Raw genomic sequence first — 20234 nt, 5'->3', positions numbered from 1 at the left:
TGGGGAGGCAGTTAATATGAACACTAGCTATACCACAGACACAGTCATCGTCACGGTAAAGGGTCGAGTGGCAACTGTGGCAATGAACAGGCCAGACGCACTTAATGCTTTAAATAAAGAGATGATAAAAGGCTTGGTTGTAAAATTAAAAGAAATAGGAGATTCCGACGATGTTGACATTGTTGTATTAACTGGAAATGGGAAAGCCTTTTCAGCTGGCGGAGACATCAAGTCTATGATAGGTCTTACGGATGAAAATGATTTCTTTACGATTATGGACGGAATCAATGAATTAATTGTCACCCTTTACAGCATGCCTATGCTAACCGTTAGTGCTATTTCTGGGGCAGCAGCAGGACTCGGTTTAAGCTTAGCGCTTGCAACAGATTACATAATTGCAGATTCAGAAAGCAAACTGGCGATGAATTTTATTGGGATTGGTTTAATTCCAGATGGAGGAGCGCATTTCTTTTTAGATAAACGATTAGGCGAAGTGAAAGCCAAAAAACTAATCTGGGAGGGTAGGGTTTTATCTTCAACTACAGCCCTTGAATTAGGACTAATTGATGAAGTTGCCGAGGAGGACCTATCAAAAGCAGTACAATTAAAGCTCTCGGAGTGGAGTCGTTCACCTGTACAAGCAATGATAAAAACGAAAAAGATCCTTTCTGATAGCAACCGTGCCCATCTTTTGAAAATTCTAGAGTTAGAGAAACATGGACAACGAAAAATGAGACAAACCGAAGATCATCTTGAAGGAATTCAAGCATTTGTAGAAAAAAGAAAACCAAAATTTACAGGGAAATAAGAAAAGCAAAAGTGCCCGTTTAGCGGCGTATGAACTGGAGCTCTCCTGACTGAGATAAAGGAAACACGAATCGCGTTTTTTGCGATTCGATGTTGACTTATCGTAGGGAAGGAGAGTGAAGTCCACTAGACGCTGGGCCGCTTGCGCTGGACAACTTTCAGAGTCAAAAAAAGTTATACTTTCATATCTTTTAAAAAGGGGCTGACTAAATTTAGTCAGCCTTGTTTTTTAAACATGAAATAAGATAAGCTTACCTGTAGGGGATACACACCGATGAGTTTTTTCTCCTAAATTCTTCTCTTGAAGAATCTGTTCGCCTTTTGTTTTTGCTTCTACATCATTTGTAGCTTGAAAGGATTCATCTAATAATTTTTCTCCATTTGCTTCAAATGCAGTTAATTTATAGGTTAACATCTGTAAACTCTCCCTCTTTGAAAATTCAAATTAATTCTATTTTTACATAATTTATTAAAAAAATGAACCCATTTCAATAAATTAAACGTATTAACAATTGGTAAAGGAGGAGTACAAATGGTTTTAAAATTAGAAAATGTAACAAAGCGGTTTGGGAGTTTTACAGCAGTAAGTGATTTATCTTTGACAATTCCAGATAGGGAAATATTCGGTTTTTTAGGGGCAAACGGTGCTGGAAAAACGACTACCTTTCGGATGATTTTAGGATTATTGGATGCGAATGATGGAAGGATTACTTGGGATGGTGAAAAAATAGATTATTCTACAAGCCACTTAATTGGCTACTTACCAGAAGAAAGAGGATTGTACCCAAAATTAAAGGTGAGCGAGCAAATTGTCTATTTAGCTAGATTAAGAGGAATGAGCAAAAAAGATGCCTTGAAAGAACTTGAGTATTGGCTCGAACGCTTTAAGGTACCTGAATATATGAACAAAAAGGTAGAAGAGCTTTCAAAAGGAAATCAGCAAAAAATCCAATTTATCTCGGCAGTGTTACATAAACCTAAGCTACTGATTTTAGATGAGCCATTTAGTGGTTTAGACCCAGTAAATGTTGAATTATTAAAGGAAGCGGTTGTCGAATTAAAGAGAAATGGAACGACGATTGTATTCGCGAGTCATCGTATGGAACACGTAGAGGAGCTGTGCGAATTTTTATGTATTATGCATAAAGGTAAACCCGTTGTTCACGGCGAACTAAAAGGCATCAAACGTTCCTTTGGTAAGAAAAATTTAATCATCCATGCAGATTTTGAACTAGAATTCCTTGAAAATTTTAGAGGAATTACTAGGTTCAAAACAACAGCTGAAGGTGCTTACATTCAAATTGACAATGAGCAAACAGCAGAAAATATTTTAAAAGAAATAGTCGGTAAAGGCTTCATCCGAAAATTTGCTCTTGAAGAACCTTCCTTAAACGATATTTTCATTGAGAAAGTGGGTGCAGCTTATGAGTAAGTTTTGGATTATTCTTTTTCATACATATCTTTCAAAAATCAAAACTAAATCGTTTATCGTCACTACTCTTATTACGGTAGCGATCCTTCTTGCTCTAACAAACATGAGCAGGATTATTGATGTGTTTAACAAAGATGATGTCAAAAACATACTAGTGATTGACGAAACAACACAAATGTTTACTCCACTCAAAGAACAAATGAAGATAATTGACAAAGAGCTTCAAATTAAGAGTTTTGATGGCACTGTAAATGAGGCAGAGCAAGCAGTGGAAGAAGGGAAATATGAAGGGGTGTTAATTCTCGCCTTTAATAAAGAAAATCTTCCAGAAGCAACTTACAAGGCTAATAGTATTGCTGATACAGGCGTTTCAAGTGGACTTGAGAGTGCTCTCCAACAAATAAAAACGATGCTTACTGCTGCACAAATCAATTTAACGATGGAACAATTAGCAAAACTGAATGAACCTGTTCATTTTGAAAAAATCGCTTTAGAAAAAGATGCAAAAACAGAAGAGGAACTGGATCAAGCTAGAGGACTGGTTTATGTGCTTCTGTTTATCATTTATTTCTCTGTCATTATGTATGCAACCATGATTGCGATGGAAGTTGCAACTGAAAAGTCATCGAGGGTTATGGAAATATTAATCTCTAGCGTTTCACCAGTTCAGCAAATGTTCGCTAAAATAGTAGGGATTGGGTTAGTAAGTTTAACACAGCTAGCGATTCAACTTGCTGTTGGCTATTATTCTGTAAAACAGAACATGTCTTCCATGAAGGGTGGATTTTTTGACTCATTTGGATTCGATAATCTACCGATTATGACGATAGTATATGGGGTTATTTTCTTCCTATTAGGATATTTCCTTTATGCAACATTAGCAGCATTTCTCGGATCTCTTGTTAGTCGGATTGAGGATGTTCAACAGATGATCACACCGATGACTATGTTGGTTGTGGCTGGATTCATGATTGCCATGTTCGGTTTAGGAAATCCAGAAGCTAGCTTTATCAGAATTACATCTTTTATTCCATTCTTTACACCAATGATCATGTTTTTACGAGTAGGTATGCTTACTATTCCTGTTTGGGAAATTACACTTGGAATTATCATATTAGTTGGAACAATCGTGGTGTTGGGGATTTTTGGAGCTCGTGTGTACCGTGGTGGAGTATTAATGTATGGTAAGTCTAATTCGTTTAAAGATATCAAAAAAGCATTACATTTGGGAAAAAAATAATCACGAAAACGCTAGGAGGAATTCCTAGCGTTTTTATTATAGAATCATAGCTTATCATTGTAATCTGAATATTCTTTCACTATAATAAGGGTTAAGGTATTTCGAGAATGGAAATATATATATAAAGGAGAATACTCAATGATTGAACTATTAAAAACATTAACAAGCCTATCTGGGCCTTGTGGTTATGAACATTCAGTAAGCTATTTCTTAAAAGAATACATAAATGATAAGGTAGATGAAGTAAATATTGATCCAATAGGTAATGTTATAGCTAGAAAAAAAGGGGACAAGCCTGGTCCAACTATTTTACTAACTGCCCATATGGATGAGATTGGTTTTATAGTGAAAAAAGTGGAGTCAAACGGACTGTTGCGCTTCGAAAAGCTTGGTGGCCATGATGATCGAATATTACTTGCTCAGCCCGTCAAAGTAATGGGGGAAAATGGAGATATTCCAGGTGTTATCGGAACCATTTCAGCGCATTACGCCAAGTTCGATGATGCTACAAAGGTGAGAAAGCATTCTCAGCTTTATATTGATATTGGTGTATCTTCACGAGAAGAGGTGGAAGAACTTGGGATTGAGGTTGGTACTCCTATCGTTTGGGGGACTGAATTTCAAGTACTAGGAAAAGGTGATAACCCAAGAATCCGATCAAAAGCTTTAGATGATCGAGCTGGTTGTGCTGTTCTAGTCCAAGTATTGGAAGAATTACAAGAAGTAAGCTTTGCAGGAGAATTAGTCTTCCTATTTGCTGTCCAAGAAGAAGTAGGTTTACGGGGAGCAAAAACAGCCGCAGAACACATTTATGCTGACGCTGCGATTGCTATTGATACAACGGCTGTAAGTGATACGCCAGAAGAAACAATGGACCAAACTTTATCCTTAGGCAAAGGGACTGGAATTAAGGTCATTGACTTTAGTTTAATTGTTCATAAAACGATGAAGAATCTACTAGTAAGCCTTGCAAAAGAAAACAAAATACCCTATCAACTTGAAGTATTCCCTGGTATCGGAACAGATGGAGGAGCCGTTAATTATGCGAATAAAGGAATTCCAACTGGAGTTCTATCCATTCCATCACGTTATGCTCACTCACCTGTAGAGGTGATAGATATGGGAGATGTCGAAGCGACAAAAGAATTGGTGAAAAGCTTTATTCTAAAACTCCATGAAGGACAAACATTTCCGTTTTAAATTGACAATGGCCCATATTCGAAAACAATCGAAAATGGGCCATTACTTTAATTAGTTTTTCGATTACATCGAATTTAACCAAATTTTATAAAATTTCCAATAAATAACGAAACCTTTTTGCAACATAATCGTAAATAAAGTATCACTAAAATGTTAAGGAAAGGTGATGGTCGATGGACATTTTTGGATTATCTATTGAAGCTTTTTATTTAACTGTACTTATTATTACTGGTGGAATCACTCTTTTATATCTTCTTTTTGGTGATTTTTTGGAAGGTATCGCAGAAGCTACTGGGTTTTTGAACCCTACCCTCATTTTAGCGTTTGTTACATTTACTTCGGCTTCAGGTTACATTTTTGAATTACTAACCACATTTAATCATGTATTGATTATTAGCATTTCAGTGATAATCGCCATTATTTTAGATGTTTTATTAAATGTTTTTATTTTGATACCATTATCAAAAGCAGAGGAATCTTTAGTGTACACAACTCAATCATTAAGAGGCAGGGTTGGAGATGTGATTATCCCTATTCCTGTAGATGGTTTTGGGGAGGTAATCCTTAAGAGTGCTAGCGGAACAATTGCCAAATCTGCAGTTAGCTTTGAAAATAAAGCAATTGCAGAAGGTCAAAAGGTATTAATTATAGAAGTAAAAGATGGGGTTCTTAAGGTTTTACCTTATGAAAATAAAGATCCATTTCCAATTTAAGGAGGAAAAAGTATGTTCGAACCTGTGTATATTGTGATTGGTCTAGTAGTTTTTATTGTTCTCGCTTTCCTAGCAGTCTTTATTACGAAATATCGTACGGCTGGCCCAGATGAAGCGTTAATTATTACAGGAAGTTATTTGGGAAGTAGAAATGTGCATGTCGATGAATCTGGAAATAAAATAAAAATCATTCGTGGCGGCGGGGCATTTATTTTACCAGTCTTTCAACAAGCCAGTCCTTTAAGTCTACTATCTAGTAAACTAGAGGTTTCTACACCAGAAGTATATACAGAGCAAGGGGTTCCAGTAATGGCCGATGGAACAGCCATTATTAAAATTGGTGGTTCCATTGAAGAAATTGCGACGTCTGCTGAGCAGTTTTTAGGAAAGCCAAAAGAGGAACGGGAAAACGAAGCGCGTGAAGTACTAGAGGGTCACCTTCGCTCCATCTTAGGCTCGATGACGGTAGAGGAGATCTATAAAAATCGTGATAAGTTTTCTCAAGAGGTACAAAGAGTTGCCTCTCAGGATTTGGCAAAAATGGGATTATTAATAGTATCTTTCACGATCAAAGATGTTCGAGATAAAAATGGTTATTTGGATTCATTAGGTAAGCCTCGTATTGCCCAAGTGAAACGGGATGCAGATATTGCAACCGCAGAGGCCGATAAAGAAACTAGAATCAAACGTGCCGAAGCTGATAAAGAAGCGCAAAAAGCGGAGCTTGAACGTGCAACAGAAATTGCTGAAGCGGAAAAAGAAAACCAAATGAAAATTGCGGAGTTCCGCCGTGAGCAAGATGCCGCAAAAGCACGTGCTGACCAAGCATATGATCTACAAACAGCTAGATCAAAGCAAGAAGTAACGGAGCAGGAAATGCAAATCAAAATTATTGAACGTCAAAAGCAAATTGAGCTTGAAGAGAAAGAAATTTTGCGTCGTGAAAAGCAATATGATTCAGAAGTGAAAAAGAAGGCTGATGCAGACCGTTATGCAGTAGAGCAAGCAGCAGCTGCGGATAAAGCTAAACAATTAGCCGAAGCAGATGCAAATCAATATCGCATCGAATCTCTTGCAAAAGCGGAAGCAGAAAAAGTTAGAATGGACGGATTAGCTAGGGCTGAAGCAGAACGGGCTAAAGGGGAAACAGACGCAGATATTATTCGATTAAAAGGTCTTGCCGAAGCGGAAGCTAAACAAAAAATTGCCGAAGCCTTCGAACTATACGGCCATGCTGCTGTATTAGAAATGGTTGTGAAAATGTTACCTGAATATGCGAAGCAAGTGGCAGCACCTCTAGCTAATATTGATAAGATTACTGTAGTGGATACTGGTGGAGGAAATGGCGAAAATGGTGGAGCCAATAAAATTACAGGCTATGCTACTAATCTCATGTCAACCCTACAGGAGTCGTTAAAGGCATCATCAGGAATTGATGTCAAAGAATTACTCGAAAACTTCTCAGGCAAAGGAAATGTTCGCCAAAGTATAGAGCAACTAACAACAGAAGTAGCTAAACCAAAAACATTACCACCAACAACCGAAAACTAAACACTTTAACACATTAAAGCGGTGGGGGACTGTCCCCCACCGCTTTAGTGTGTTAAAATCTCGAGATAGAACGTGCATTCGTTTTTTTGGAGTGGTAAAATAAAGTAATGAAGGGAAGGAGGAGGTATTGTGAAGCAAATTACGTTTCTACATACAGCCGATCTGCATTTAGATAGTCCGATGGTTGGCTTAAGTAAACTACCAGAAAAAATATATAAACGTTTATTAAATAGTACATTCGTGGCTTTGAAGAGACTAGTTGATGCCGCCATAGAAAAGCAGGTAGACTTCGTTATTATTGCGGGTGATGTATATGATGGGGAGGATCGAAGTATTCGTGCCCAAGTAAAATTCAGACATGAAATGGAGAGGCTCGCTGTTCATGGAATTCAGGTTTATTTAACACATGGAAATCATGATCATTTATCTGGGTCATGGATACATATACCGCTTCCTGATAATGTTTTTGTTTTTGGTGGGGCTGTTGAACACTGTATTTTTACAAAAGAAAATGTCACCGTGAATTTGTATGGATTCAGTTACCCAAGACGACAGGTATTTGAAAGAAAAATTGATGAATTTAAAAAAGGTGCAAACGCTGACTTTCATATAGGAATATTACATGGAAATGAAGGGGGAAATAGTAGTCATGATAATTATGCCCCTTTTCATGTTAAAGACTTAATCGAGAAGCAATTTGATTATTGGGCGTTAGGACATATCCATAAACGGAAAATTCTTAATGATAATCCACCAATTATCTATCCTGGAAATATTCAAGGTCGCCATCATAAAGAACTAGGTCCTAAAGGCTGCTATATTGTCACACTATCTGACTCCAATTGCCATTTAGATTGGATTAATACGGCAGATGTGGAATGGGATTCAATCGAAATCGATGTGCAAAATCTAACTTCTTTTCAAACAATCTATCATCTATGTCTTGAACAGTTAAATATATCTAGAAACGAACAAGTAAATGGAAAAATAGTTAATTTAATGCTGCATAACTTAAAGCCCTTTGAAGGCAGTGTAAGCATTTTAAATGGAGAGCTGTTAGAAATTCTACAAGAAAATGAAAGTGAAGAAGAGAACTTTGTATGGGTATCTTCCATTCGTGTAGAAGAAGAAATACAATATGACCGAGAATTCCTAAAATCGGAAGATGGATTTGTTACTGAGCTATTAAATACGATTGAAAATTACGAACAAAGTAACGAGGCATTAGACCCTTTATTTCACCATCATCAAGCACGTAAACATATATCCAACTTGAGTGATGAAGATAAGGAAAAGCTAGTAGCGGAAGCAGAAAGAATTTTACTCCAACTATTAATGTAAAATTCGTAGATAAGAGGTGAGAAGAGATGAAAATAAGTGAGATTCATATTTATGGGTATGGAAAATTAGAAAACCTAATCATCAAAAATTTAAGCCAATTTCAAGTTTTTTATGGGAAAAATGAAGCAGGTAAATCTACCATCATGTCTTTTATACATAGTGTCCTATTTGGCTTTCCAACGAAGCAGCAAAGTGAATTGAGATATGAGCCTAAAATTCATGCAAAGTATGGTGGAAAACTAATTGTTCAACATCCAATAGAAGGTCAAGTAGTCATCGAACGGGTCAAGGGAAAAGCAATTGGTGACGTGATGGTTAACTTGGAGGATGGAACGTCGGGAGGAGAGGAACTTTTAGCAAAAATAGTAAAGAATATCGATAAATCAATGTATCAATCGATTTATTCCTTTAATTTAAATGGGTTACAGAATATTCAGCAAGTAAAGAGCGAGGATTTAGGGAAATTTCTTTTTTCAACAGGTGCGGTCGGAACAGATAAACTATTAAAGGTTGAAAATGAATTAAAAAAGGAACTTGAAAGTAGATTTAAGCCTGGTGGAAAGAAGCCAATCATAAATGAAAAATTAAAAGAGCTACAAGAGCTAGAATGGAAAGTAAAGGATGCTCAAAAGAACAATAACGACTACACTAATTTAATCCAAAAAAGAATGAATTTAGAAGAATCTATCAAAAAAATTCAATTAGAAATAAAGCAGCTTCAAACAAATGTAAATCGGTTAAAAGAAATGAACATTCATTTTCCTAGTGCAAAGGAATTGTTAATGGTTTACCAAGAACTTGAACAATCAGGTACATTTCATTTTCCTGTGGATGGGATGAAACGATTTGAAGCATTAGAGCAATTAATTAAACCTCTCGAATCCCAATTAGTAGGGTTGCAAACAAAGCAAGGAAAATTAACCGAGCAATTAGCATTAATAAAAATAAACCCACAATTGATTGAGCAGGAAGTAGAAGTGGAAGCGGCCATTTCCAAGCTCCAACTTGATGGTCGATTAGCAACAGAAAAGGCAGAAATGAAGGTTCAAATCAATGCAATTCAACTTCAAATTAATCAGCTTAAAGAGAAACTACATTATTCTATAGACGAACAGCAGTTATTAAATGTGGATACAAGTATTTTTATGAAGGAGAAAGTTGGACAAATACAAAGCATGGCCTTTCGATTAAGTGACCAAAAGCAAATGTTGGATAATCGCTATCAAGAGGAAAAAACAACTCTTGAACAAATAGAATCAGAAATCACCTACTTGGAAGAACAGCAATTATCCGAGCAAGCTAGAGAAAGCATTGTACGTCAATGGAAACAAGCAACGGAGCTTGAACAAGTCAAACTTGACTTGAAGGAAGTACAATCAAAGATTGACTACCACAAAATATCAAAAAAAACAGAGAAATCTCGAAATGATAACTCAAAAGGACAGACTATAATCCTTTCCCTAATATTACTATTCTTAGCCCTCTGGAGTGGAATTAATCAGAACTGGATGATTGTAGTTATTTCTACTGTTAGCTTTTTATACTTGTCTATTGTTTTTATAAAAAAGACCTTATTTACTGTACAAGTGAGAACAGATGATTTATTAGCTGACCTTATTGAAAAAGAAAAACAACTACTTGCCCAAATATCTCTAGCAAAGGATCAAGATTCCAAGCTGTTGCTAGCTGAACTTCAAAAGGACGATAACCTTCGAGAAAAAGTACAGTCTGCCAAATTAAGGTGTAGCCAACAACAAGTTCGATATGATCAAGTAGTACGAGCCTATGAGGAATGGGAGCGGGAAACCAAAAGTAATGAGGAGTCATTGAAAGAAGTCTACCAACAGTTAAATCTTTCGAGTCAAATTCCGTGGAAACGAATAGCTGATGCTTTTGAAATGATTTCAGATATAAAAGAAATGAATGCTGAGCATAAAAGATTAGACAGTAGAATAAAGCAAGTGGTCGAAAAAAGAAGGGAGATAGACACTTCGATTTCCTTATTAGCAGAACGCTTTTTATTTGAAAAGAAAACGAGCTTGACTGAAATGGTAATTGGTTTAAAGGAAGCACTTAAAGAAGCCCGGCAAAATGCGCTGGAATCTGATGGTATCCGTGTAAAAGTCGTAGAGGTAGAAACGGATCTATTTACGATAAGGAAAGAATTGGGATACTTAAAGGGTGAATTTCAACAATTATTACAGGAAGCAGAATGTAATAATGAAGAGGAGTTCCGTTCAAAGGCGAACAAAGCAATTGAAATTGAAGCTCTTTTATTTAGAAAAAGGACTATTGAGAATCAACTTAAGTCTTCTGGATATTCATTAAAGGAATTTCAGGAGTTTGAGCAAGGTTCACAGATAAATGATCAAATAACGGAATGGAATCTTCAAATGAACACGTTAGAAGAACTCATCATTAAACAACAATCTGAATGGGCAGACATAAAGCACCAGATTAGTCTCATTGAGGAAGGTGGAACCTATACAGAGCTGTTACATCGTTATAAACATCTCAAATATGAGCTAGAGGAGCAAGCGCGTAGTTGGGGTGCATATGCAGTTGCAAAGCATCTAATGACCAAAACAATCGAAAAATATAAAAACGAAAAGCTTCCTACTCTATTAAAAAAAGCAGAGGCCTATTTAAGCTATCTAACAAATGATACGTATATTCGAATTCATACAAAAGAGAAAGATGAAAGTGGTTTCCTAATCGAAAGAAAAGATCATACCTTTTTTGAAGCAAATGAATTAAGTCAAGCGACAATGGAGCAAGTCTATGTTTCGATTAGACTGGCACTAGCAACGACGCTTTTTGAAAAACATAGGTTTCCTATCATTATTGATGATAGCTTTGTGAATTTTGATCATATCCGTATAGAGCGAGTTCTGAAATTATTAAGCAATATCAAGGACCATCAAGTACTGTTCTTTACATGTCATTCTCATTTACTAAACTATTTCAGTGAAAATCAATTAATAGAATTGGGGGAAAACGAAGAATTAATCAGTAAATAAGATATTTTACTTTTAATAGAATAAATGGAGATTCACTGAATATCATTAATAGGGAAGGTGGACAACCTTAATTTGAGAGGAGAATTGTTATGACCATTCCTATTTGGGTATTTGCAGTATTGATTGGAATTATGATTAGTGCCTATATGGCAGTTAAAACAGGTAAAGAAGAAAGAAAGCTAGAAATGGAAAGTATTGAGCGTGAAGGTGAAATTTATATGAAACGTTTAGAAAAAGAAAAGGATAGCCGCGAAAATCATGAGCGAGTTTTTGAAGCATAAAAAAAGGACTGACCAAAACGGTCAGTCCTTTTTCTAAGCAGATTACTGAGCAGCATCCGCAGTTGGTGCTGCATCTAAAATGCTTTTAAGGTCTTTATCTTTGACCTTTACTTTAGCATCCTTCATTTCACGCTCCATAGCCTTTTGGACAGCTGCTCCATCAAGCTTTGAAACTTTAAGTTCATGCTCAAGTTCATCTTTCATTTCTTCAAATGAACCTTTTTCTTTTTTCTCAGTTAACTGAATGATATGGTAACCGTGCTCTGATTTAACAGGGGCACTAATTTCATTAATTTTTAATGCGTAGGTTGCTTCTTCAAAAGGAGCGACCATTTTCCCAGGACCAAACCAACCTAAGTCTCCACCATTTGCAGCTGAACCTGGATCTTTAGAATATTCTTTCGCTAGATCCTCAAATTTACCACCAGCATCAAGTTTTGCCTTCACTTCTTTAGCTGTTTTTTCATCTTCAACTAAAATGTGACGAGCCTTTACTTCAGGTTTGAACTTTTCGTAGTAATCTTTAAGTTCGTCTTCGGTCACTTTAATATCTTTAACAGCTGCTTTTTCTTGAAGAAGGCCAATTTTAATTGTTTCTTTTAATTCATCTTCGTTCTTATATCCATACTGAGCAAGAGCCATTTCAAAATTAGCACCTAATTCAGCTTTGATTTGGTCAAATTTTTCATTTAACTCCTCATCTGACACTTTATATTCTTTAGTTAAGACTTTTTCATAAATCAATTGCTGTAACGCTTGCTCCCCTACTTTGGCCTTCATGGCTTCATAGAGCTCGTCCTTTGTAATATTCCCTGCTTTTGATTCGACTACGACATCTGAACTTGCATTGTTTTGATTACACCCAGCTAAAACCATTACACCTGCAGTAATAGATAGCGTTAGGATCCATTTTTTCATGTTGAACACCCCTAAATAGAAAATTTCTATATGTAAAATTTAATTCCACAAAGCCTACTATAACATAAATATATAAGAGAACAAAAATAATATCGTTCTCTAGAATACTTGACCGGGAAAATGGGCGTTATTTTTATACCCAATACCCATTAACCTACATATGATATTGGGAAGCGAGAAGAAGGAGGTTGAAATAAATGGGTCACTCAAACTCAGGATTTGCATTAATCGTAGTGTTATTCATTTTATTAATTATTGTAGGGGCAGCATTTGTCTGCTGTTAAAAAAAATTTTATAGGCTAGGATAGAAGCCTAATCGAAACAGCCCTACCAAGAATAGTATAGGTTAGAAAGATTAAAGGAGGTGTTACCATGGGTGGATTTAACGGCGGAGGTTTTGCATTAATCGTTGTATTGTTCATTTTATTAATCATTGTAGGTGCTTCTTGGTGCTAATAGTGTAAAAAAGAACATGGGGGAGTACCCCCATGTTCTTTTTGATTTATACCTGATTAATTTGTGCTGAATAGAATCTCCACATACGATGATATTAAAAGAATCGTGATTAAAATATTAATCGTCTGGAATACTTTAGGCTGTTTTTCTTCTGGAATTTCTTTTTGAATACATAATGCGTTTGTTAGTGTGTTTATGTAAAATAAAATTAAAACCGCAAAGATGATAAAAACGGAGATCATCAACGATTCCCTCCTTTAAAAGGTTAGAATAAAGCGGCATTCAAGAGGAATGCCGCTAGAGCATTAATAAACTTACGCTACCTTATTGACTAAAATTTCAAAGCCTTCATCATTTTCTTCAACATATGACTGAGTTGGAGCAAATAGTATATTTTTTGCACAAATAAAATCAGATACACACAAGCCAATATGATAAGCTAAAAGAATAGTGAAATAATGGCTATAACTTGGGAACATAACAAAACCAACAAAAATAAAAAATCCAATAACTAAGAAGGGCGTAAATAATGCTAATAGGAAAGTCCACTTTCTAATTGGTTCTGAAACACGTATATGGATAACAGGCAAAAAACCACCATGAAATTCAATGCTTTTCTTTATCCGATTTCCTAAATGGGCAATGGGTAAGTAATGGAAAAGCTTATGGGTAGGATACATGAAACAAATACTTACCAACAATATAAAAAAATGATTACTCTTTAATGTAGAAACAGATAAATAGTTAACCGGCACATAGAGAATAATAAAAGAAAACAACATCGTTAAGGAAGACAAAATAAATAGTCGTTGTGATCCATATTGCTTTGAGATATTAATCGTCTTCCAGCAATTCATCGTATCCTACCCCCTAACGGACAGAATGTATAAATATTTAACTTGAAAACTTACTAAAATACTGTACGATGAATGAAGGAAAAAAGCAATAAGTTTTTATAGACAAAATTTTTTAAGCATTGCCGAAATTTCCCTATAAATGAGGTGAAACCATTGGAAGAGTCTGAAGTAATAAAAGAGCTATCATTAATTCGATATCATCAAAGACTCATAGTTGAGATGTTAGCTAGGTCAGATAAAGAGTTCTATAAATTAATCATATACTATGGTTTATCTGAAATAGAAGTCCAAGAATTTTATGATCTTTGTGAGAGTTTGAACATGGATTTAGAAGTACAAAAAGCGGAAGGTTTTGTCTATTATCATCCGCTTTATCGTCAGTTTTTGGAAAGACTTAATAAAAAATTATCTGCCAAAGAGGTAATCCATGCTTGTATCTCGCAAAAGCTATATTTAACTTTAATGGCAGAACTGGAAAACTATATATAGCTATACTAGCTCTCGGTTTTCCTGAGTTCTTTTTCTAAGTGAACCATTGTCATCTTCAAAATCTGTTTCAATATTATTGAATGCTTTTTCGAAAATCTCCATAAAGTCATCTCCATAAACATTTCGGACAATCGCCATCATTTCAATGATGTCTGGAAATTTGCCGTAAAGATCTCTTAATGGTAATGCTCCAGAAAAAACAGCATTTTTGTCAGGTTCATAGGTTTCCATTAAATCTAGTAAAATTTTTTCGCCATCTTCTGTTAGTTCTACATACGTATTGCGTTTGTCATTTTCCTTTTTGGAAAATCGCAATAATCCACGCTCTTCTAATTTTTTTGAAAAATTAAAAGCTGTTGAAACATGCATAACACCAAATTTTGCGACATCTGAAATGGAAGCACCCTTTAAGTGATAAGATATCCACAAAATATGGTGTTCATTAATGTTTAAGTCAAAGGGCTTAATCCACTGCTGCCAATCCTTTTCGATCGACTTCCATAAAGCTTTACTTAATTGACTAATCCGTTGAGTAAAGAGCATTGCTTCTTTCATTGAATATAGTTTATCTGTCATCCCCATTTTCACCTACTTATTTAATTCTCTCTATTAACATTATGCCAATAAAACAAAAATTAATAAAGATATAAATTTACAAAATATTAAGAAATAATGAAAAAATTTATAAAACCCGTTAAAATAGTCTTTATTTCTTTTAATATTCTAGAAAAAAATGAAAATTCCTTTAATTGGATTCATAGATATTATATTGCTTATTTCATAATTAAGCAGATTCGAACATAGAATGGTCATAAAACAAGCTTTTAGATGGGGTGGAATCTTGACTGGGATTACTTATTTTTTATTTGGCGTTAGCATCCTACTATTTTGTGGTATGATTCATTTTTTTCTAGCCAGTAGGCGACCGGGTGTGTATCCACCAAGAAATATTTTAAAAAAACGTTCAGCAACATTAGCTATAGGTGGGACTTTTTTTTTAATGCTAGGAACCTTGTTCTATTCATTAATAAAGGCTCTTTTCGTAATCTTTGTTTCCATTTCATCTGAAATAGCAAACAAAACAAGATCATAGCAATAAAAAATTTAAAAAAATGACGAAAAGATGCCCCGTAGCTTAATTAATACGGGTATAAACTTGGTTCGAAAAACAACAATCATTGCGAAAATAGCCATTATATAAAAAAGCCTGACCTCACGTAATCGAGGTCAGGCTATAATCATTAATTTAGTTGGGTAGTTAATTTTGTTCGCTTTAGAACAGTAGTTGCGACTGGATATAATACAAGCATTACTAAAGTATTGACAACTGTTGTAGGTAAGACAATGGCTGCAAATAATGCAACAAATGGACCAGGTAACCCCACTAACAGATAGGCAGATGTTAGAAATACTATTCCAGAAACAATAGTTCCGATAGCTGTTAAAGCTCCGATTGTAAAAATGGAAGTATTGAATTTTTTAATTACAAGAAAAATACTTAAAATAATAAAGGCCGTTACAAATTTATCAATGATATTCGGTATTAATCCTCCAGGAAATGTAGTAGTCATTCCTGAAATTAATCCTGTAACGATAGCTAGTAGTAGTACGCTTTTTTTATCAGGAAATAAAATAATACCTAAAAACATCATCGTTAGCATCATATCGGGTTTCATTCCTAAAAAAATGCCAGGTACAACTGCGTGCAAAACAGATCCTATCCCAACAAGTAGGGAAAGGGTAACAAGATTCTTCGTATTCATTTCTCAACTCTCCTCTTCTCTTCTCAGCTCTAATTTTTTAACTTCTCCATTAGTGCACTCATTGCCTAATGCGAAAAGCTTGTAGTCATTATATCATGGCTTAGTGAATTGATAAAGAGAATTTTCAGGTAATTCTATAGAAAAGACCCCATCTGAATAATGGGGTCTTTTGTAGCTATAAATGTTTACTAATATTTTGGGCTATTTCTTTCAATTCTTCACCATTATATTGATCTTGGTGTGATTTCCAAACGGCACCAAACCCGTCTCCTTTTCCATAGCGAGGGATTAAGTGTAGATGGAAGTGAAAGACAGATTGGCCAGCTAACTCGCCGTTATTATTAACTGAATTAAGACCAACTGGCTTAAATTCCGTTTTTAGTGCCTTTGCGATAGCAGGGACAACTTCGTAAAGTTTCCCTGCTATTTCTGGTGTTAGCTCATATAAGTTTTCTTTATGTATTTTTGGAATAACGAGTGTATGTCCTTTCGTTACTTGGCTAATATCTAGAAAGGCTAAGACATGTTCATTTTCAAAAACTTTTGCAGCAGGGATATCCCCATTCACGATTTTACAAAAAATACAATTGGTCATCTTTTTCTTCCTCTCTGATAGAATTTTCTATATTTTAACATAATGAAAGGCGGGATTCAAAAGAATCCCACCTTCATGTAGGGTTTACACTTGCTTCATTTAGACGTATATTTCGGGAAAGTACCTTTGATAAACACCTCATTTTTAATGAGTTTTTTTATCAATTATAGGAACCTTTTACTTTGTTCAAAACGACCATCCCCTGTCTCTTTATATGTTTCGCAACTTATAAAGCGGATTGATAGTCTGCGACAAACACCTCATTTTTTTAGAATAGAGTGTTGTACAAGTAAATTGATGGGTTAGAAAGCACACCTGCGCAATGTAACCATCCCCTTATTTTATAACGTTTGGAAGCTTTTCTCTGAAATTGAAAGGTCATTGTCTTTGACAGACACCTCATCTCAATTTAGATGATTGTTTTCCCCTACATAGATTAGAATAACCAGTTTAGATGGTTATATACATGCAGTGTTATTTTCTTTGAAAATTCATTTCGGCATAAAATCAAGATGTGAAATACTTAATTTCTATTATCGTGAAACCATATTTGATACAATACGTATTAAAGTAAATGAATCAGTAGAAGAAAGGACGACAGCGATGTCATTATTAGAAATAAAAAATCTTACAGGTGGATATACAAAAAAGCCGATTCTCCAAAATATATCCTTTTCTGTTAATAAAAATGAAATTGTCGGGTTAATCGGATTAAATGGTGCTGGGAAAAGTACAACGATTAAACACATTATTGGCCTCATGGAGCCACATCAGGGTGAAATTAGAATAAATTCAACAACCTTTGTAGAAGCAAAAGAAGCGTACCGAAAAGAATTCACCTTTATTCCGGAAACACCAATTTTGTACGATGAATTAACTTTAGAAGAACATTTAGAGCTAACCGCTATGGCATATGGCATTGAAAAAAATGTATTTCAGGAAAGAATGTCCAATCTCATGCAAGAATTTCGGATGTCCAGAAGATTAAAATGGTTTCCAGCCCATTTTTCTAAAGGTATGAAACAGAAGGTGATGATAATGTGTGCTTTCTTAGTTCAACCATCTCTCTACATAGTCGATGAACCATTTGTAGGATTAGATCCGTTAGGAATTCAATCGCTATTGGATTTAATGAAAAAAATGAAGGAAAGTGGTGCAGGGATTTTAATGTCCACCCATATTTTAGCGACAGCTGAGCGGTATTGTGATCGGTTTATCATCTTACATGAAGGAAAGATCCGGGCTCAAGGAACATTAGTGGAATTAAGACAACAATTTAATATGCCTGCTGCAACATTAGATGATTTGTATATTCAACTTACAAAGGAAGAAGATTATGTTTAATGTTTTGAAGCTTTGGTCAGATCGGTCGAAACAAACGAGTAAAGAGTTAAGTCGATATTTACGGTATATTTTTAATGGTCATTTAATGATTGTCCTAATTTTCTTAATTGGTTCACTCACGTTTTATTATCAGCAGTGGGTGAAAACTTTAGATGAAAGCTTTCCAGCGGGTGTTATTATGGCTGTCATCCTTGGTATATTTTTAACCTATAGCCCAGTCTACACCTTTTTATTAGACGCTGATCGTGTATTTTTGCTACCGATAGAAAATAAAATGACGAAATATTTTATGCGTTCAGGAGTCGTTAGTTTTGGATTACAGGCATATATCCTTTTAATGGTTCTAGCAGCGATGATGCCCATGTATGTTCATGTGTCAGGTAGTACCTATAAAACCTTTTTCAGTTTTGTTTTTCTATTGCTAATACTAAAAATTTGGAATTTAGCAACAAGATGGAGAATTCAATATTACGTTGAAAAAAATGTACATCGAACGGATTCCTTCATTCGTTATTGCCTAAATACCGTTTTCATGTATCTTGCTTTTATGTCTTCACCTAAATTTCTGTTAATCATACTCTTCGTTATTATGCTTGGGCTCTATTTTTTCTTTTATCAAAACACAAAGAAAAAAGGACTTAAATGGGAAGAAATCATCTTGCTAGAACAAAATCGTTTAACTGGATTTTATCGGATCGCCAATCTATTTACGGATGTACCGAAGTTTAAGGATGAAGTGAAGAGACGTAGATGGTTAGATTGGGTGGCTAAAAATATTGTTTTTCAGCAAAATAATACTCAGCTTTATTTGTTAACGAGAACGTTCCTGCGATCTGGTGATTATCTTGGGCTTGTAATCAGACTTACGGTAATTGGTGGACTAGTCCTTTTTTATTGGGATTTTATTTATGGTCAATTTCTATTTCTATTGTTGTTTCTATATTTAACGGGTTTTCAGCTGTTGCCATTAAAAAATCATCATCAAAATGTGTTATGGATTGATTTATATCCAATTAGTGAGCAACGCGAAAAGGCATTTAAGAAGATTCTTACCTGGGTCCTAACGCTTCAAACAGTTGTGTTAAGCTTATTGTTTGTACTCAAAGGAGAATGGTTATTATTCCTAATAGGTCTGGGGATTGGCTTAGTCTTTGCAGTAGTATTTGTACGTTACTATAGTTTAAAAAAGGCGTGATAAATCGACTTATGAACGAATATGAAAAAAAGGTGTATGAAGAGTTAATTATATGGAAGCATGAAATTTTGAAGAGACCAACCATTTTAGACCGATTATCCAAAAAGGCTCAAAAGAAGGTAAATGAAATTATACCTGAAAAAGTGCACACAGCGGTAACAGAGGCTATGAAGGGGATGGTGCATGCTACCCTTACTGGTTCTAATTTCACTACGAGGAAATCGCAAGGTATTGGGTTAACATTGCTTGAAAAGGATGAAAAGCTAAAAGAAAAACTAAATTCCTATCGTCGGACGGCTACTATCGAAGGGGCTGGTACAGGAGCTGCAGGTTTGTTAGTTGGTTTGGCTGATTTCCCATTGTTTTTAACGATCAAAATGAAATTTCTATTCGAGGTTGCGTCAATTTATGGGTATGATACGACTTCGTATGAGGAACGCCTATTTCTCTTATATGTTTTCCAATTAGCTTTTTCAAAAGATGAGGCGAAGGTTAATACGTATGAAATGATAAAACAGTGGGAGCAGCGAAAAGATCAAGTGAAGGAATTAGATTGGAGAACCTTCCAACAGGAATATCGAGAGTATATTGATTTGATTAAACTGCTACAAATGGTACCTGGACTTGGGGCAATCGTAGGAGCGTTTGCCAATTATCGGTTAACTGAACATCTTGGTAACACCGCGATGAATGCCTATCGTCTTCGTATTTTAACAAGTAGGCCAATAATCGATTGAAGAAATAGAGACGAAAGAAATCCAGTCTTGATTTCTCACAAACTGTTCCACTTTGAGTTGCAAGTCCTGTAAATGACAATGAAAAAGGCGTGCAATCTGACATCAGATTTGACACGCCTTTTTCATTTATTATGGATTCTTTGACATCAATAAATTTAAATAAAGAGCGAACCCTCAATAAGCGGAGAAATTTCCCTTAATTATTAAAAAGACCTGAAAATAGCCTAAATAGACGGAAGAATTCCGACTATTTACTCAAAAAACGTCAAAATAGGTCATTTTCCTTTGCTTAACC

At 35.2% G+C, this 20234-nt stretch carries 23 protein-coding genes; 16 read left to right on the top strand and 7 right to left on the bottom strand.

Features of this window, described 5'->3' with window-relative positions; genetic code table 11:
- Nucleotides 1–16 precede the first annotated feature (16 nt).
- Nucleotides 17–808 carry an enoyl-CoA hydratase gene (locus tag LRP83_RS16155; protein WP_230497721.1) on the top strand — a complete coding sequence of 264 codons (792 nt, stop codon included), beginning with the start codon at nt 17–19 and terminating at the stop codon, nt 806–808.
- A gap of 228 nt (nt 809–1036) precedes the next feature.
- On the opposite strand, the gene LRP83_RS16150 is transcribed toward LRP83_RS16155, so the two are convergent.
- Nucleotides 1037–1222: a YhzD family protein gene (locus LRP83_RS16150; protein ID WP_230497720.1), complete on the bottom strand. Its 186-nt coding sequence runs from the start codon at nt 1220–1222 to the stop codon at nt 1037–1039.
- Between the two features lie 117 nt (nt 1223–1339).
- On the opposite strand from LRP83_RS16150, the gene LRP83_RS16145 reads away from it, so the two are divergent.
- The 8 genes from LRP83_RS16145 (at nt 1340) to LRP83_RS16110 (ending at nt 11585) form a co-directional block, all read left to right on the top strand.
- Nucleotides 1340–2239: an ABC transporter ATP-binding protein gene (locus LRP83_RS16145; RefSeq protein ID WP_230497719.1), complete on the top strand. Its 900-nt coding sequence runs from the start codon at nt 1340–1342 to the stop codon at nt 2237–2239.
- Nucleotides 2232–3479 carry an ABC transporter permease gene (locus LRP83_RS16140; protein WP_230497718.1) on the top strand — a complete coding sequence of 416 codons (1248 nt, stop codon included), beginning with the start codon at nt 2232–2234 and terminating at the stop codon, nt 3477–3479. Before LRP83_RS16145 ends, LRP83_RS16140 begins: the two co-directional genes overlap by 8 nt.
- Nucleotides 3480–3617: 138 nt before the next feature.
- The gene (locus tag LRP83_RS16135; RefSeq protein ID WP_230497717.1) at nt 3618–4679 is read left to right on the top strand and encodes a M42 family metallopeptidase; all 1062 of its coding nucleotides are present in this window, start codon (nt 3618–3620) and stop codon (nt 4677–4679) included.
- Nucleotides 4680–4852: 173 nt separating this feature from the next.
- Nucleotides 4853–5392: an NfeD family membrane protein gene (locus LRP83_RS16130; RefSeq protein WP_230497716.1), complete on the top strand. Its 540-nt coding sequence runs from the start codon at nt 4853–4855 to the stop codon at nt 5390–5392.
- Nucleotides 5393–5404: 12 nt separating this feature from the next.
- Complete coding sequence (gene floT, locus LRP83_RS16125; protein WP_230497715.1) at nt 5405–6943, top strand: flotillin lipid rafts scaffold protein FloT; 1539 nt, start codon at nt 5405–5407, stop codon at nt 6941–6943.
- 129 nt (nt 6944–7072) lie between these two features.
- The gene (locus tag LRP83_RS16120; protein ID WP_230497714.1) at nt 7073–8284 is read left to right on the top strand and encodes a metallophosphoesterase family protein; all 1212 of its coding nucleotides are present in this window, start codon (nt 7073–7075) and stop codon (nt 8282–8284) included.
- A 26-nt stretch (nt 8285–8310) separates the two neighbouring features.
- Nucleotides 8311–11304 carry an ATP-binding protein gene (locus LRP83_RS16115; RefSeq protein WP_230497713.1) on the top strand — a complete coding sequence of 998 codons (2994 nt, stop codon included), beginning with the start codon at nt 8311–8313 and terminating at the stop codon, nt 11302–11304.
- An 89-nt stretch (nt 11305–11393) separates the two neighbouring features.
- Nucleotides 11394–11585, top strand: coding sequence for a sporulation YhaL family protein (locus tag LRP83_RS16110; RefSeq protein WP_230497712.1), 192 nt, complete (start codon nt 11394–11396; stop codon nt 11583–11585).
- Nucleotides 11586–11627: 42 nt separating this feature from the next.
- Here the strand turns inward: LRP83_RS16110 and LRP83_RS16105 are convergent, their stop codons facing one another.
- Nucleotides 11628–12503: a peptidylprolyl isomerase gene (locus LRP83_RS16105; RefSeq protein WP_230497711.1), complete on the bottom strand. Its 876-nt coding sequence runs from the start codon at nt 12501–12503 to the stop codon at nt 11628–11630.
- 197 nt (nt 12504–12700) lie between these two features.
- On the opposite strand from LRP83_RS16105, the gene LRP83_RS16100 reads away from it, so the two are divergent.
- Nucleotides 12701–12787 carry a YjcZ family sporulation protein gene (locus LRP83_RS16100; protein WP_230497785.1) on the top strand — a complete coding sequence of 29 codons (87 nt, stop codon included), beginning with the start codon at nt 12701–12703 and terminating at the stop codon, nt 12785–12787.
- 88 nt (nt 12788–12875) lie between these two features.
- A complete protein-coding gene (locus LRP83_RS16095) occupies nt 12876–12959 on the top strand; it encodes a YjcZ family sporulation protein (RefSeq protein WP_230497784.1) in 84 nt (27 codons plus the stop codon).
- Between the two features lie 56 nt (nt 12960–13015).
- Here LRP83_RS16095 and LRP83_RS16090 read toward each other — a convergent pair whose 3' ends face one another.
- Together LRP83_RS16090 and LRP83_RS16085 are read right to left on the bottom strand one after the other, a co-directional pair.
- Nucleotides 13016–13201 (bottom strand): hypothetical protein, encoded by a 186-nt coding sequence (locus tag LRP83_RS16090; protein ID WP_230497783.1) that lies wholly within the window; start codon nt 13199–13201, stop codon nt 13016–13018.
- Nucleotides 13202–13273: 72 nt separating this feature from the next.
- Nucleotides 13274–13816: a DUF3267 domain-containing protein gene (locus tag LRP83_RS16085; RefSeq protein ID WP_230497710.1), complete on the bottom strand. Its 543-nt coding sequence runs from the start codon at nt 13814–13816 to the stop codon at nt 13274–13276.
- 153 nt (nt 13817–13969) lie between these two features.
- On the opposite strand from LRP83_RS16085, the gene LRP83_RS16080 reads away from it, so the two are divergent.
- Nucleotides 13970–14305, top strand: coding sequence for a DUF1878 family protein (locus LRP83_RS16080; protein ID WP_230497709.1), 336 nt, complete (start codon nt 13970–13972; stop codon nt 14303–14305).
- On the opposite strand, the gene LRP83_RS16075 is transcribed toward LRP83_RS16080, so the two are convergent.
- Complete coding sequence (locus tag LRP83_RS16075; protein WP_230497708.1) at nt 14306–14881, bottom strand: HTH-type transcriptional regulator Hpr; 576 nt, start codon at nt 14879–14881, stop codon at nt 14306–14308.
- 229 nt (nt 14882–15110) lie between these two features.
- Between LRP83_RS16075 and yhzF the strand changes: the two genes are divergently transcribed.
- The gene (gene yhzF, locus LRP83_RS16070) at nt 15111–15398 is read left to right on the top strand and encodes a membrane protein YhzF (RefSeq protein WP_230497707.1); all 288 of its coding nucleotides are present in this window, start codon (nt 15111–15113) and stop codon (nt 15396–15398) included.
- A 148-nt stretch (nt 15399–15546) separates the two neighbouring features.
- Here the strand turns inward: yhzF and LRP83_RS16065 are convergent, their stop codons facing one another.
- A complete protein-coding gene (locus tag LRP83_RS16065; RefSeq protein ID WP_230497706.1) occupies nt 15547–16068 on the bottom strand; it encodes a tryptophan transporter in 522 nt (173 codons plus the stop codon).
- A 175-nt stretch (nt 16069–16243) separates the two neighbouring features.
- Nucleotides 16244–16663, bottom strand: coding sequence for an HIT family protein (locus LRP83_RS16060; RefSeq protein WP_230497705.1), 420 nt, complete (start codon nt 16661–16663; stop codon nt 16244–16246).
- A 603-nt stretch (nt 16664–17266) separates the two neighbouring features.
- Here LRP83_RS16060 and LRP83_RS16055 point away from each other — a divergent pair.
- The 3 genes from LRP83_RS16055 to LRP83_RS16045 are packed head-to-tail and all read left to right on the top strand — an operon-like array spanning nt 17267 to nt 19939.
- Complete coding sequence (locus LRP83_RS16055; RefSeq protein WP_230497782.1) at nt 17267–18007, top strand: ABC transporter ATP-binding protein; 741 nt, start codon at nt 17267–17269, stop codon at nt 18005–18007.
- Nucleotides 18000–19202, top strand: coding sequence for an ABC transporter permease (locus LRP83_RS16050; RefSeq protein WP_230497704.1), 1203 nt, complete (start codon nt 18000–18002; stop codon nt 19200–19202). The genes LRP83_RS16055 and LRP83_RS16050 overlap by 8 nt, the downstream gene beginning before the upstream one ends.
- An 11-nt stretch (nt 19203–19213) precedes the next feature.
- Nucleotides 19214–19939 carry an EcsC family protein gene (locus LRP83_RS16045; protein WP_230497703.1) on the top strand — a complete coding sequence of 242 codons (726 nt, stop codon included), beginning with the start codon at nt 19214–19216 and terminating at the stop codon, nt 19937–19939.
- The last annotated feature ends 295 nt before the right edge of the window (nt 19940–20234 follow it).

The sequence above is a fragment of the Pseudoneobacillus rhizosphaerae genome, from assembly GCF_917563885.1.
Taxonomy (GTDB): Bacteria; Bacillota; Bacilli; order Bacillales; family Cytobacillaceae; genus Pseudoneobacillus; species Pseudoneobacillus rhizosphaerae.
This window is presented reverse-complemented; position numbering and strand designations above follow the sequence as displayed.

Coding starts and splice junctions, on each gene's coding strand:
- LRP83_RS16155 (WP_230497721.1), top strand. CDS start 17: ATGAACACTAGCTATACCACAGACACAGTCATCGTCACGGTAAAGGGT.
- LRP83_RS16150 (WP_230497720.1), bottom strand. CDS start 1,222: ATGTTAACCTATAAATTAACTGCATTTGAAGCAAATGGAGAAAAATTA.
- LRP83_RS16145 (WP_230497719.1), top strand. CDS start 1,340: ATGGTTTTAAAATTAGAAAATGTAACAAAGCGGTTTGGGAGTTTTACA.
- LRP83_RS16140 (WP_230497718.1), top strand. CDS start 2,232: ATGAGTAAGTTTTGGATTATTCTTTTTCATACATATCTTTCAAAAATC.
- LRP83_RS16135 (WP_230497717.1), top strand. CDS start 3,618: ATGATTGAACTATTAAAAACATTAACAAGCCTATCTGGGCCTTGTGGT.
- LRP83_RS16130 (WP_230497716.1), top strand. CDS start 4,853: ATGGACATTTTTGGATTATCTATTGAAGCTTTTTATTTAACTGTACTT.
- floT (WP_230497715.1), top strand. CDS start 5,405: ATGTTCGAACCTGTGTATATTGTGATTGGTCTAGTAGTTTTTATTGTT.
- LRP83_RS16115 (WP_230497713.1), top strand. CDS start 8,311: ATGAAAATAAGTGAGATTCATATTTATGGGTATGGAAAATTAGAAAAC.
- LRP83_RS16110 (WP_230497712.1), top strand. CDS start 11,394: ATGACCATTCCTATTTGGGTATTTGCAGTATTGATTGGAATTATGATT.
- LRP83_RS16105 (WP_230497711.1), bottom strand. CDS start 12,503: ATGAAAAAATGGATCCTAACGCTATCTATTACTGCAGGTGTAATGGTT.
- LRP83_RS16100 (WP_230497785.1), top strand. CDS start 12,701: ATGGGTCACTCAAACTCAGGATTTGCATTAATCGTAGTGTTATTCATT.
- LRP83_RS16095 (WP_230497784.1), top strand. CDS start 12,876: ATGGGTGGATTTAACGGCGGAGGTTTTGCATTAATCGTTGTATTGTTC.
- LRP83_RS16090 (WP_230497783.1), bottom strand. CDS start 13,201: ATGATCTCCGTTTTTATCATCTTTGCGGTTTTAATTTTATTTTACATA.
- LRP83_RS16085 (WP_230497710.1), bottom strand. CDS start 13,816: ATGAATTGCTGGAAGACGATTAATATCTCAAAGCAATATGGATCACAA.
- LRP83_RS16075 (WP_230497708.1), bottom strand. CDS start 14,881: ATGACAGATAAACTATATTCAATGAAAGAAGCAATGCTCTTTACTCAA.
- yhzF (WP_230497707.1), top strand. CDS start 15,111: ATGGTCATAAAACAAGCTTTTAGATGGGGTGGAATCTTGACTGGGATT.
- LRP83_RS16065 (WP_230497706.1), bottom strand. CDS start 16,068: ATGAATACGAAGAATCTTGTTACCCTTTCCCTACTTGTTGGGATAGGA.
- LRP83_RS16060 (WP_230497705.1), bottom strand. CDS start 16,663: ATGACCAATTGTATTTTTTGTAAAATCGTGAATGGGGATATCCCTGCT.
- LRP83_RS16055 (WP_230497782.1), top strand. CDS start 17,267: ATGTCATTATTAGAAATAAAAAATCTTACAGGTGGATATACAAAAAAG.
- LRP83_RS16050 (WP_230497704.1), top strand. CDS start 18,000: ATGTTTAATGTTTTGAAGCTTTGGTCAGATCGGTCGAAACAAACGAGT.
- LRP83_RS16045 (WP_230497703.1), top strand. CDS start 19,214: ATGAACGAATATGAAAAAAAGGTGTATGAAGAGTTAATTATATGGAAG.